Raw genomic sequence first — 12,586 nt, 5'->3', positions numbered from 1 at the left:
CTTGATCCGCCTATTAATCTAAAATTGCTGCATCTACACGGCGCGTGCCGAGCATATCGATTTGACATATATGGGAAAAACCCGCGCCGGAGGTGACATAGTTTGCATCCAGCCAGGCCTTGGCCTTGTTAGCCGTCTCCAGGTTATCGGTCACGGAGAACAGCGTGGGGCCACTACCCGAGATCCCCGTGGTGGCCATGCCAAGCTCAGCCAGCGCGGCACGCGCCTGCTCATAGCCGGGAATTTCCGAGGCGCGGTAAGGTTCGGCCAGCACATCTTTTAATACCTCTATGGCCAGCTTGGCATCCTGACGGTAACTGGCGTGTACGAATGCGCTCAGGTAACGGCCAAAATCGATCGCCACCGACTTATCATACTGCGCCGGCAGCAGGGCCCGCATCTTAGCGGTCGACAGGGAGATCCCAGGGTAAGCCACGACCCAATACCAGTCTTTAAACACGGGCAGGCCCTGACACACGGCGCTAGGGGTATCCAGCATCAGCTGCATGCCGCCAAGGTAACAGGGCGCCACATTATCATAGTGGACCGAGCCGCTGATCTTGCCCTCAAACTCCCCCATCAGCCTCAGTAAGGCGTCGCTATCATAGGGGCGGTCGAAATGCTCGTTCAGGGCGTACAGGGCGGCGACCACAGAGCTGGCGCTGGAGCCAAGGCCGCTGCCCACCGGCAGGTTCTTCTCTAAGGTCATGGCAACGCCGGCGCGGCTCCCTAGCTGCTCGAGAAAGAAGGTCGCACATTGGTAGACGATATTATCTTCGCTGGCCGCCGGTAGCTTGTCGGCCCAATGACCGGCGAGACTGAGCGATACACCATGGGGCGCAGATTCAATGGCGACGCGATCACCGAGCAGGCTGCCATCTATAGGCGCCAAGGCAGCGCCCAGCAGATCGAAGCCGACTCCGACGTTACCCATGGAGGCCGGCGCATAAACCGTTAAACTCATACGCCCATCTCCCGTGTCCAGTTAAGGGTTCTCAGCAGGTCGGCAAACACACCCGCCGCCGTCACCTCTGTGCCCGCGCCATAACCGCGCAGTACGAATGGGATCGGCTGATAGTAACGGCTATAGAAGGCCAACGCATTCTCACCGCCCTTAACGCTGTAGAGGGGATCCTTGGCGTCCACCTCGACGATCTTCACCCGGCAGCCCTCTTCGTCTATCTGTCCCACATAACGCAGCACCTTACCGGCCGCCTTGGCACTATCTACGCGCTCGGCAAGTTCGCCATCAAGTGCAATCAGGTTCGCCATGAAGGTCTCGACATCGCCAGAGGCGTCGAAATGACTCGGCAGCACAGATTCTACCTGGATATCGCTCAGCTCTATCTGCATGCCGACTTCGCGGGCAAGGATCAGCACCTTTCGGGCCACGTCCATGCCGCTAAGGTCGTCTCTTGGGTCAGGCTCGGTAAAGCATTTCTCACGGGCGATACGTGTCGCCTCCGACAGACTCATCCCCTCATCGAGCATACCGAAGATGTAAGAGAGTGAACCCGAGAGAATGCCGTTGAATTTCTGCAGCTTATCACCGGCGAACAACAGCTTCTTCAGGTTGTCGATAACCGGCAGGCCTGCACCAACCGTGGTTTCATAGAGGAACTGGCGACGCTGATGCAAAGCTGTCTGTCTCAGGGCGCGGTAGTAGCCATAGTCACGGGTGTTGGCCTTCTTGTTAGGAGTAACCACATGCAGGCCGGCATTCATTACCGCAACATATTGATCTGACACGGCTTCATTAGAGGTACAATCCACCAGCACAGGGTTAAGTAGCTGCTGATCTTTGGCCCAGGCGAGCATCTTATCCAGGTCGCAGGCCTGCTGGCTGTCGGCCAGGAGTCCCTGCCAATGGTTGAGATCTATCCCCTTGGCATCGAGCAGCATGTGGCGAGAGTTGGCCACGCCGCAGACGCGCACCGTAATGTGCTGGGCCTTCAACATCTCTGTCTGCTGCTTGATCTGCTCAAGCAGGCCGGCGCCCACATTGCCACAGCCTACCAGGAAGACATCCAGATAGTGCTGCACATCGAAGAAACTCTGATGACAGGCGGCGATAGCATGCTTGGTCTTACGCAGCTCGATAACCGCCGAGATGGAGCGCTCGGAGGAGCCCTGGGCGATGGCCACTATGTTGACATTGGCCTGGGCCAAGGCCTGGAAGAATTTACCGGCGACCCCCTTGTGCGTGCGCATGCCGTCACCGATCAGGGATACGATGGCCAGATTGTGGCGCATGGCGATCTGCTCGAGGATCTCGCTCTTAAGCTCCAACTCAAACTCCTGCTCCAGTGCCAGGCGCACCCGCTCGGCATCCTGGGTCGCCACACAGAAGCTGATGCTGTATTCCGAAGAGCTTTGAGTGATGAGGGAGACTGATACCCCAGAGCGGGAGATGGCGCCCAGGGTACGACTCGCCATGCCCACCATGCCCTTCATGCCGGGACCGGCGATATCAAACATGGTCTGCTCGTCGAGATTAGAGATAGCCTTAACGTTCAGCCCTGTCTCGTCCACCTGATTCGACACTAAGGTGCCGGGCGCCTGAGGGTTGAAGCTGTTACGTATATAGCAAGGGATATGGTACTGGGCGATTGGGGCGATTGTTTTAGGGTGTAGCACCTTGGCGCCGAAATAAGACAGCTCCATCGCCTCTTGATAACTGAGCTGAGTCAGAAGCTTAGCATCGGCGACGACACGTGGGTCAGTGTTATAGACGCCATCCACGTCGGTCCAGATCTCGCAGCAGCTGGCATCGATACAGGCCGACAGCACGGCCGCCGAATAATCTGAGCCGTTACGGCCCAGGGTGACCACACGACCATCCTTGTCACCGGCGGTAAAGCCTGGCATCACCCACACCTGATGGGCATCGAGAGAAAGCTCGGCAAAGTGCTGCTTACTGGCGGCGATATCGACAACCGATTCGAGCGCCGGCCCGTGGGCCACAAACAACTGTTGTGGCACCAGTTGGTTTGTCGACACGCCCGCCGCCAACATCAACTGCTCCATCAGCGCCGCCGAGAGGCGCTCGCCACCGACCACTATCTCGGCGCGAACAGCGTCGGGGCACTCACCCAGCAAGACTACGCCTTGTAGCTTGTCTTGCCAGTGCTTTAGCTGCGCCGCCAGAAAAGCTTCTAGGCTATCGGATTGCTCGGCGCTCAGCACCTCGCTGGCCGCTTGGCCATAGAGGGTCTTAAAGACCTCATGCACCTGACTCAAGACGGGAGCGAAATCATCTCCGGCCACCGCCAGGTCGACCATCTCCAGCAAACCGTTGGTCACGGTTGCTGGGGCGCTTAATACCACTGCCGTCGGCTGCTCTGCGGCCGAAGCCAAGACGATTTGCGCCGCACTATTAAACCTCTGCCAGTTGGCCAGCGAGGTACCACCGAACTTCATTACCTTCATCTTCTCTCCTTAGTACCGCGCCCCAGAAACAAAAAAACCCGCTCCTTGATGGGGAGCGGGCTTAGTCATTTCAAATCATTTCTTTCGAGTATGCTTAGCCGGCCCCCACGCTGGTAATCGTGGTGGTTGTAATAATGGTGGTTACTACGAGATTAAGGCTAAACATTTAAATTCTTTTCGTCGTATCAAAACATATTGGTTGAAGTCTCTACAGAATTGCCTTTTTTGCCCCAAGGTGTCAACCCCTGAAATGAAACTTTATAAAAATACACTTTGGGCACCGGGCGTAGCGCGGGCCTTAAAATCACATGACAAGAGATAGATTTCCAGTCATTTTAGGGTGAATTAGACTTAGCTTTACTGTCAAAACACCTTCATCAATTTGACATATAAAGCATTACTAAACAGCAGGATAGAAACACACAAACAATCTAACCCAGTATAAGACCTGGCTTTAATACACCTAACTCGCCTACCGAAATGAGAGACCCAAAATCTACTGTTAACCCACTAATTTAGCCACCAACAAAATAAAATATTTTCCCACAAATAATGAATAACAAATCAAAATGAAATTATTAGACCTGCCCGCCTTCTTCCAAGACCTAGGCTAATGAAAAAAAATTTACCGATTTTCCCTCAAGAAGCTGCGCTAGGTCATCGCCAAGGCCAACAAAGCGAGCTAAAATGCCGCCACATTCTGAATTGGAGGCGATATGATAATCACCCAACACAAAGCTGTTAGCATCCATTACCGCTTAACGAACCAGCAAGGCGAGTTGATCGAGAGTTCATTTGAAGGTGAGCCAATGCTTTACCTTCACGGTGCAGAAAACATGATCCCAGGCCTTGAGCAGGCGCTCGAAGGCAAAAGTGTTGGCGACAAGCTCGACGTTACCGTAGAAGCCGAGCAGGCTTACGGTCCTTACCACGATGGTTTACGCCAAGATGTCCCATTAGCAGCCTTCGGCGATATCGAAGATATCGTGCCAGGCATGCGTTTTATCGCCGAAACAGAGATGGGCCAACGTCCGGTACAAGTCACCGAAGTGAAAGACGATGTGGTCGTGGTTGACGGTAACCATCCACTCGCGGGTCAAACCCTTAACTTCACCGTTGAAGTACTGTCAGTACGCGACGCCAGCGCCGAAGAGATCGCCCATGGCCATATCCATGCGGCCGGCGGCTGTGGTAGCCACGAGCATAGCCATGAGGGTGGTTGCTGTGGCGGCGAAGGTCATGGCCACCATGGCGGTTGCTGTAGCGAAGATCCTGAGAAGCCAGCTAAAGAAGGTTGTGACGGCAACGGCGGTTGCGGCTGCCAGCACTAAGCTCTAACGCTAAGCACTCAATCTAAAGCCTTAGTTGGACGCAGGCGCGTCAATCTCAGGTAGGATTCTGAACAGAGTCGGCCACCTTTTATTAGGTGAAGCCGACTCTTTTATTTTATGCTTCAAGACAAAATCAGCTCGCTGCGTATTAACGATAAGGATATCGACATGATAGCTCAGCCCGTCTATGAAAAACTCCCAGCCATCTACCTGCTCATCGCAGCAATCACCATACTGCTGAGTCCGGCGCCCCTACCCGTGCTCTTAGCCGTGATAATCTTCCTGCTCGGCGCGCGTATCTTCAATATGCGCTCACAGAACCGGCGGAGCGACAATCCCAAGCGTCGCAGGCGCGGACTCTTGCCCGAAGCCCTTTATAATCTGCTGCCCTATGCATACCTGCTAGGCGCCCTGTTTGTCTTTCGCCATGGCGACTCTAAATATCTGATGTTTGCCGGTGCAGGATTAGCCAGTTTCGCGCTGTTTCGTCTGGCGCAGCGCCGCAGCTATCGTCAGCACCAACTACCCGTGACTATTCGGGTGATCTAGTTAGAGAGCTTCCGGATAGAACTGCTAGTTAACAAACTGAGTCGTTAACAGAATGAGCCGTGTAAAAGCTTGCCGTTAGAGAATGAGCGCCTTGATGCGCTCGCGCTGCTCTGCTGGCATATGTTTGAGGTAATTTGAACAACGTGTGATGGTGGCGATACTGATCTCGAACTCGGCGGCAATCTGCCGCTGGCTCATCTCTCCCAGCAGCAAGGCCTGAAACACCTTCAGCCGCCCTGCGATGGCACTGCGCTCCTCTTCGGTGAGCAGCAAATCGAACAGATCCATCAAGGCGTCGGTGTCTTGATGGTTGACCACTTTTTCTAAAACCAGATCCCAATTTGCGCGCACTTTGGCTCCTAAGCTGTCATTGCCTACCAGTACAAGCAAGTGTACCAAGAAACCTGTCGCGCTGGCTATCTGGGCCATCGATGCTGTTAGTCGAGCGCCTAAGGGTTAGACACATTCGGACACATTTTGGCCGGACTTTTAAAGAAAAATCTATAGTATCTGATAGTTAATTAAGATTAGAATGTTTGCGTTAGATCACATAAAACCACAAAGTAGTGAGAATGATTGCCATGAAAAAACAGTTTAAATTAAGCCTGCTAGCCCTAGCCGGCAGTGCCTTACTGGCCTCAGCGGTACAAGCCAATAACTTCAAAGAGACAGACGATGCGATCCACTATCGTCAATCTGCTTTTGGCCTGATCGCTCACAACTTTGGCGACATGGGCGCTATGCTTAAGGGCAAGAAGCCGTTCGACGCCGAAGTCTTTGCTATGCGTGCACAAAACGTTGCCGCACTGAGCAAGCTACCAGCCGAAGGATTCGTTGCCGGTTCTGACAAGGGCCACACAGATGCGCTGGCAAAGATCTGGAGCGACAAGGCCGATTTCGACGCTAAGATGAGCGCTTTCCAAGACAACGCCGCTAAACTCGCCGTTGCCGCACAATCAAGCGATCAAAACGCGATCAAGCAAGCCTTTATGAATACCGGCAAGAGCTGTAAGGGTTGCCACGACGTCTACAAGAAAGACTAATTCAAACTCGACTATTGCAGACGATTAGTCAGACGACCAGCAAGATAACTCGTTAGACGAATAAAAAAGGGAGCAGTTAAGCTCCCTTTTTTTATCCTTTGCTTTAGCGCGGCCAATCACGCTTCAATTTAATACCGCTTCGACCTAATAGCGCTAAAGCATGGCCGCGATTGGCCAAATCAGATAGTTCACCACTAAGCCCGCTAACACGCCGACCAAGGTCAGGGCCATCAGGCCTGAGCGAAACTTAAACTCGGTAACGCTCTCGCGGCTGACACTCTTATAGCCGGTGATCATGGCGCCCACCAACTTCTCGCCTTTAATACCGTGCCAGATCACTGCAAGAATATGCAAAACCGCCAGCAGCAGGAGTAAATTGAAATTTTGCTTATGCAGCCAGGTCAGGGTCCCGGCAAGCTCGCTGCTCACATAACTGTATAGCGGCCCTTCGGTAAAGACTTCGTCTGTGGCAAACAGGCCTGTGGTGAGCTGCGCCACCAGCACCAAAATCATCGCCACCACCATATAACCACCGAGCGGATTATGGCCTATGCTACGACCCTGTGGCTGTTTGACATAGGCCAGCACCTGAGTCGGCGACTTAACGAAATGACTAAAGCGCGAGGTCTCGCTGCCCACTATGCCCCAGAGAATACGAAAGCCAATCAAGATCAATAGGCCGTAGGCAAATACCTGATGCCATTGCATCTCCCCCACCTCGGCGCTCCACCATAGACCACCGAGCAACGCTATCATGGACCAGTGAAACAGGCGCGTAGGCAGATCCCATACCTTAATTTTTACCTGGCCAGACTGAGGGTTTTCTACTGAGGACATCTTATAACTCATCGCTTTAGAAAATAATGAAATTGATGATATTTGAAGCGATAGGGAGAGGCAAATAGATTTATGTAAGCAGTGTTATCCAGTCAAATATGCAGCCTAAAATAGAGAAATACAAGTCATTCCTAATGTTTATTTTGCAATTTTGTCTAAGGGCTCAAATAACCAACGAACGGAAAATAATGGCAGTAAAAAGTTGATCTAGATCACGTTTTATGGGGGCTAAATTGGTAATCTGAAGTCAAGGAAACAACGAAAGGTTCGACATATGATAAAGATTACAAGTAAAGATTTCGAAGTCACCACTCCTATCCGTGAACGTATCGAGAGCCGTTTAGAAAAACTAAGTAGACACGATGTACAGCTCATAAATCCACATGTAATCATAGGTCAAGAGAAGCAAGGATTTAAGATAGAAGCTTCAGTCGGTATACCAAGCAACACCCTATTTGCTCAGGCGAAAGACAAAGATCTCTATGCAGCAATCAATGCAATGGGTCAGAAATTGGAGAAACAGCTCAATCGCCTCAGCCACAAACCGGAAGGAGCTCGCTACACGGCTCCAGCGACAAGCCCAACGCCAGAAAGCGCCGAATTAGACGACGAGTATGACGAGACAATAGATAAGGAATACGCGGCGTAACAGATTTAACGGTAAGTGGCGAAACATCGCCTCAGGCATAGACCGAGGAACGAACGCTAACGAACTGGCACAAAAGCCACTTACCCAAACTTGGTGGATAATTAAATCGCCACCTAAATAAAGGTACAGCGACAGGCAAAAATCGAGGACGGACATTCAAACCAGCCACAGGCCTTCAATAAGAAGCCGTGGAACTCAGCTAACGAACTAGCTATGTTGTCCGCCCTTGTTATACTTACTATTAAGTGCCGTCTCTGATGTCACATGCAAGCCAACACAGGAGTAAGAGGTCACATTAGCCAAACGCAAGACGTTAATCTTTCACGTTTGATTTATTGTAGGCGACTCACACAACCTAAGGCTTAAGATGAGCCCAAATAGGAACCAGGCATAGCGCCAAACAAGTCGTCCCCGAGAGCCATAGGGTGGCCGCTGAGATAATCTCAAACTATTGCCCCCTAAGTAGTGAGAAAGGAGCGCAGTCCCATTTTAATATTGAGTGCTTTTTCCCTAACTGAGGCAGCCAGATAACCAATCAAGGCAAACCAACGTAGTAGACGTTAACAGGCCATTGGATCACCGCTAGTCGATTAGCCCGCTGCCTCTCCCTTATCACCTGCCGCAGTGCTTTCATCTGCAGGCGACAAGCAAAGGAGGATGCCCCATCTTAAATTTTGATCTTTTACTCTCCCGGCGCACCTCAATTGGTGCGCTTTCTATTGATGGCATTCCCCTAGCCAGAGCCGGCGGCTTATTCCCAAAGGGATAAATTCTCACTTTGTCCCTTTTTTGATTGACAGGGTATTGAGCAGGGCTTAATTTGAAGGCTATGAAAATGAACACCCAAGCTTTTTTTACTTTCTTTTTTATTCCACCCTTCTAGGGAGGCGGAATTTCGGTGTAAAAACGAAAGTAAAAATTCCAAGGCCTCCCATTATGGGGGGCTTTTTTATTTGTAGTTATTTGTATTAGTAATCGAGAAGCGTTCAACGACAGAGGACAGCATGACCAAACCACATCCCCTTAGCCATACCCGGGAACAGATCACCGCACTCGACAATGAACTGCTGGCACTGCTGGCCAAACGACGGGCACTGAGCCTTGATGTCGCCCGCAGCAAAGAGGTCGATATTCGCCCGATACGCGACACCCAGAGAGAGAAAGAGCTGCTGGCCCGCCTGGTTAAGCAGGGACGCGAACAGGGACTCGACGCCCACTATGTCCTCTCTCTCTATCAGAGCATCATCGAAGACTCGGTATTGAACCAGCAGGCCTACCTACAGGGCCGTGCCAATCCAGACTTTCAGAAGCAGCAATACAACATCGCCTATCTGGGCGCCCGCGGCTCCTACTCCTATCTCGCAGCCACCCGCTACTGCGAGCGCCGTCAGGTGGGCATGCAGGATCTGGGTTGCAAGAGCTTCGATGAGATAGTGCAGGCGGTGGAATCCGGTCATGCGGATTATGGCTTCCTGCCGATCGAGAACACCTCCTCAGGCTCGATCAACGAAGTCTATGACGTGCTGCAGCACACCAGCCTGGCCATCGTCGGCGAGACCACCATAGAGGTGGGCCATTGCCTGCTGGCAAAGCCGGGCACCAATGTAAAGCAGATCAAGACCATCTATGCCCATCCGCAACCCATCAGTCAGTGCAGTCGCTACCTGAGCCAACATGGCGAGTTCAAGCTGGAATACTGCTCCAGCAGCGCCGAGGCCATGGAGCGGGTACTCGAGGCCGACGATAACAGCGTCGCCGCCATCGGCAGCGTCGAAGGAGGCGCCCTGTATCAACTCGAGGCTGTCGAGCGCGAGCTGGCCAACCAAAAGATTAACCAGAGCCGCTTCATAGTGGTAGCCAGGAAGGCGATTGCGGTGCCAGAGCAGCTGCCAGCCAAGACAACCCTCATCATGGCCACGGGACAGAAGCCCGGCGCCCTGGTGGAAGCCCTGCTTATCTTAAAGGCCCATGATCTCAACATGAGTAAGCTCGAATCCCGCCCTATTCCAGGCACGCCATGGGAAGAGATGTTCTATCTGGATCTCGACGCGAATCTTGCCAGCGACGAGATGCAGCAGGCATTGAAGGAGCTGGAGCGCATCACCCGCTTCATCAAGGTGCTGGGGTGCTACCCTTGCGAAACCGTCAACCCCACCCAGCTAAGCAACAGTCAGCTGATGATAGAGCCCACCACCAGCCGCGAGGCGGACCAACAGGCCAAAGAGAAGCAGGATGCCAAACACCAGCGTCATAGCCTGGCCGAACATCCACTGGTCACCAGCGTCATCTGCAGACAGCTACAGATAGGCGACGGTCAGTTTGGCGCCATCGCTCAATTGGCGCTGACCCAAGAGTCTGGCCACTTCAGCCAACTGGCGAAACAGATAAAGGAGGCGGGTTTCCAGGCGGTGACCGTCAGCGAGCTAAATACTAACCCCATGGCCAATCGCCAACTAAGTGAGATGCGCCGAGCCCTGAACCAGTTTGATCTGGCTTGTATCGTCGCCATCGAACATGAGAGCGAGCTGACCCTCGCCAGCGATCATGCCGACATGCTGCTGATCAGCGGCAAGCAGATGCACAATCGCGATCTACTCGAACAAGTTGGTGCCCTGCACATGCCAGTGATCTTAGAGCGAAACACCATGGCCAGCCTGGATGAGTGGCTGGGCGCCGCCGAGATCATCTTAGCCGCAGGCAATCAACAATTGGCCCTGAGCGAGGCCGGCATCAGAACCTTCAACGAGCAGCAGCGACCCACCTTAGATCTATCAGGCTTGATCAGCCTCAAAGAGAGAAGCCACCTGCCGGTACTGCTCAACACCCGCTACGCCTGTCAGCAAGAGGAGCTTGCCAGCCAAGCGGGCGCAGCTAAGGCGCTCAAGGCCGATGGCCTGGTGCTGGGCGTGAGTGACCCAGAGCAACTTAAGGGGCATAGCGACATCCTCGCCCGTCTCTACCGTGGCTAGTCACTTGTGTCATAACAAGAGCTGCTAAGGCATAAAAAAAGAGGACCAGAGGTCCTCTTTTTTTATGCCGATAAGCTTAAATCGCCAAGCCATCCACCAGATTCATCCAACCTTTGATGGTGCGATGACAAAACCACAAGAGCGCCAGCAGTGACAGAGTCACGGCCATCCAGCCTTGGGGCACTAAATAGGCCAGCAATAATAGCGAAAACAAGGAGATAATCGACCAACGCTGCCAACGAATATGTGAATAGAGCAAGCTGCTCATCTTATCCCCCTTCTGCCCGAGACTGATCACCAAGGCAAACAGAGGCGGCAGTAACAGCAGCGGAAAGGCCGACATCAAGGCATACAGTAGATGGCCAAGGCTATGGTCGTCTAAAACGACAGGCTGTGACGTAGTCGATACCATTAGGGGCGCTCCACACAGGGGATAAAGGGTGAACCAGATGCAATTCTGCGCCTAGTCCTATCATTAACCATACTGTGTCATCGTCTTTAGCGCAAATCTTGCGATCGATTTATCCCATCGCGACAATTTTGCTGGCAGAGTCCAAACTGTCTGCGCTGGCAATAGCGCCTCTACTAAAAGAGATGCCGAAAAAACTGGCGAGATCCTTGCTGAAAATCCTCGCCTTTGCCAGCCAATACCTCTTATCCAGCCAGCACGTCTTATGCCAAGGAGAGGGTCACATCAGACTTTATTCGCGTCGAGCAGGCGAGAATAAAGCCCTGCGCTACCTCGGCCGGCGTCAGCGTCATCTCGCTGCTGGACTCTGTCTCGCCGCTTAGCACCTGACACTTACAGGCGCCGCAGACGCCCGAGCGACAGGCCGCGATAATGGGCAAGCCTTTCGCCTCTATCCCCTCTAGTACCGTCTGCTCACCAGTGAGGGGCGTAGACAGATCACCGATCTGTAGCGTGAAGGGAGTAGAACCGGCAAGCTCGTCCTGCCCTTCTACTTGCTGTGAAGACGCGAAGGACGGAGCGCCGAAACTCTCCTGATGATAACGACTCATGTCAAACCCAGCATCTAGCAACATTGCCTTCACCGCCTGCATATAGGGCTCGGGGCCACAGACGAACACGGTGCGCTCAAGATAATCGGGCACGGCCTTCGCGAGCATCTCCAGGTTTAATCTGCCCTCAAAACTAGCACTGGTCTCGAGTAACTCGCCCGATTCCAAGCTGTAGTGCAGCGCCATATTGGGATGACGCTGGGCCATCTTCAGCAGCGCCTCATGGAAAATAAGATCTTCCTTGGCCTTGGCGCTGTGCACGAAGGCGATATCACTGCCCAGCTGAGTGTCCGTCAACCAGCGTGACATGGAATACATGGGGGTAATCCCACTGCCGGCACTTAAGAAAAGGTAACGACTGGCGGGAATGTCGATCAGATTAAAGGCGCCGGCCGGGCCGCTGACGTTGACGCTGTGCCCCGCCTTGAGGTTATCGACCAGATAGTTGGACACCCGCCCACCAGGAATACGCTTGACGGTCACCACCAGGGAGTAAGGACGCGAGGGTGACGACGAGATGGTATAGCTGCGGGCGACCCGCTCTCCCTGAATATCCAGCAGGAAGGTGATGAACTGACCCGGCTTAAAATGAAACTTAACGGGCTGCGCCCCTTGAAAGCGAAAGCTGGTCACATCATGGGTTTCCTGCCAGCGCTCGACACAGACGAGTCTAGTCTCGCCTGCTTGCCAGTTGGGTGATAGATAATCTTGTTGATTCATGGGTGACTTACCAAAAAAGAAAAAACGCCCACGGCAGTA

General features: G+C 53.0%; 11 protein-coding genes and 1 other annotated feature. Of the genes, 5 read left to right on the top strand and 6 right to left on the bottom strand.

The annotated features are described in order from the left end of the window. Positions 1-13: 13 nt before the first annotated feature. The gene (gene thrB, locus K0H80_RS05375) at positions 14-964 is read right to left on the bottom strand and encodes a homoserine kinase (RefSeq protein WP_220073350.1); all 951 of its coding nucleotides are present in this window, start codon (positions 962-964) and stop codon (positions 14-16) included. Further along, positions 961-3,429 carry a bifunctional aspartate kinase/homoserine dehydrogenase I gene (gene thrA / locus K0H80_RS05370; protein WP_220073349.1) on the bottom strand — a complete coding sequence of 823 codons (2,469 nt, stop codon included), beginning with the start codon at positions 3,427-3,429 and terminating at the stop codon, positions 961-963. The genes thrB and thrA overlap by 4 nt, the downstream gene beginning before the upstream one ends. A gap of 716 nt (positions 3,430-4,145) precedes the next feature. Between thrA and slyD the strand changes: the two genes are divergently transcribed. After that, complete coding sequence (gene slyD, locus K0H80_RS05365) at positions 4,146-4,760, top strand: peptidylprolyl isomerase (RefSeq protein WP_144201142.1); 615 nt, start codon at positions 4,146-4,148, stop codon at positions 4,758-4,760. Positions 4,761-4,877: 117 nt separating this feature from the next. Then, positions 4,878-5,309: a hypothetical protein gene (locus K0H80_RS05360; protein ID WP_220073348.1), complete on the top strand. Its 432-nt coding sequence runs from the start codon at positions 4,878-4,880 to the stop codon at positions 5,307-5,309. 75 nt (positions 5,310-5,384) lie between these two features. On the opposite strand, the gene trpR is transcribed toward K0H80_RS05360, so the two are convergent. After that, entirely contained in the window at positions 5,385-5,660 is a 276-nt protein-coding gene (gene trpR, locus K0H80_RS05355; protein WP_041406996.1) for a trp operon repressor, read from the bottom strand. A gap of 230 nt (positions 5,661-5,890) precedes the next feature. Here trpR and K0H80_RS05350 point away from each other — a divergent pair, with 230 nt between their 5' ends. Continuing rightward, positions 5,891-6,352, top strand: coding sequence for a c-type cytochrome (locus K0H80_RS05350; protein WP_144201136.1), 462 nt, complete (start codon positions 5,891-5,893; stop codon positions 6,350-6,352). Positions 6,353-6,505: 153 nt separating this feature from the next. Here the strand turns inward: K0H80_RS05350 and K0H80_RS05345 are convergent, their stop codons facing one another. Further along, entirely contained in the window at positions 6,506-7,189 is a 684-nt protein-coding gene (locus K0H80_RS05345; protein ID WP_258406182.1) for a cytochrome b/b6 domain-containing protein, read from the bottom strand. Between the two features lie 274 nt (positions 7,190-7,463). Between K0H80_RS05345 and hpf the strand changes: the two genes are divergently transcribed. Continuing rightward, entirely contained in the window at positions 7,464-7,838 is a 375-nt protein-coding gene (hpf, locus tag K0H80_RS05340) for a ribosome hibernation-promoting factor, HPF/YfiA family (RefSeq protein ID WP_011864877.1), read from the top strand. Positions 7,839-8,669: 831 nt separating this feature from the next. Further along, positions 8,670-8,792 (top strand) — a sequence feature (Phe leader region). Between the two features lie 50 nt (positions 8,793-8,842). Further along, positions 8,843-10,807, top strand: coding sequence for a chorismate mutase (locus tag K0H80_RS05335; RefSeq protein ID WP_220073346.1), 1,965 nt, complete (start codon positions 8,843-8,845; stop codon positions 10,805-10,807). 76 nt (positions 10,808-10,883) lie between these two features. On the opposite strand, the gene K0H80_RS05330 is transcribed toward K0H80_RS05335, so the two are convergent. Continuing rightward, on the bottom strand, positions 10,884-11,219 hold the full coding sequence (locus K0H80_RS05330) for a hypothetical protein (protein WP_220073345.1): 336 nt from the start codon (positions 11,217-11,219) through the stop codon (positions 10,884-10,886). A 260-nt stretch (positions 11,220-11,479) separates the two neighbouring features. After that, complete coding sequence (locus K0H80_RS05325) at positions 11,480-12,547, bottom strand: FAD-binding oxidoreductase (protein WP_220073344.1); 1,068 nt, start codon at positions 12,545-12,547, stop codon at positions 11,480-11,482. Positions 12,548-12,586 lie beyond the last annotated feature (39 nt).

Origin of the sequence: Shewanella aegiceratis (assembly GCF_019457495.1) — a bacterium.
Classification (GTDB): Bacteria; Pseudomonadota; Gammaproteobacteria; order Enterobacterales; family Shewanellaceae; genus Shewanella; species Shewanella loihica.
Note: the sequence above shows the minus strand (reverse complement) of the source record. Positions and strands in the feature narration are given on the sequence as shown.

Bases quoted from the DNA above. Each gene is read 5' to 3' on its own strand.
- thrB (WP_220073350.1), bottom strand. From the start codon at position 964: ATGAGTTTAACGGTTTATGCGCCGGCCTCCATGGGTAACGTCGGAGTC.
- thrA (WP_220073349.1), bottom strand. From the start codon at position 3,429: ATGAAGGTAATGAAGTTCGGTGGTACCTCGCTGGCCAACTGGCAGAGG.
- slyD (WP_144201142.1), top strand. From the start codon at position 4,146: ATGATAATCACCCAACACAAAGCTGTTAGCATCCATTACCGCTTAACG.
- K0H80_RS05360 (WP_220073348.1), top strand. From the start codon at position 4,878: ATGCTTCAAGACAAAATCAGCTCGCTGCGTATTAACGATAAGGATATC.
- K0H80_RS05350 (WP_144201136.1), top strand. From the start codon at position 5,891: ATGAAAAAACAGTTTAAATTAAGCCTGCTAGCCCTAGCCGGCAGTGCC.
- K0H80_RS05345 (WP_258406182.1), bottom strand. From the start codon at position 7,189: ATGTCCTCAGTAGAAAACCCTCAGTCTGGCCAGGTAAAAATTAAGGTA.
- hpf (WP_011864877.1), top strand. From the start codon at position 7,464: ATGATAAAGATTACAAGTAAAGATTTCGAAGTCACCACTCCTATCCGT.
- K0H80_RS05335 (WP_220073346.1), top strand. From the start codon at position 8,843: ATGACCAAACCACATCCCCTTAGCCATACCCGGGAACAGATCACCGCA.
- K0H80_RS05330 (WP_220073345.1), bottom strand. From the start codon at position 11,219: ATGGTATCGACTACGTCACAGCCTGTCGTTTTAGACGACCATAGCCTT.
- K0H80_RS05325 (WP_220073344.1), bottom strand. From the start codon at position 12,547: ATGAATCAACAAGATTATCTATCACCCAACTGGCAAGCAGGCGAGACT.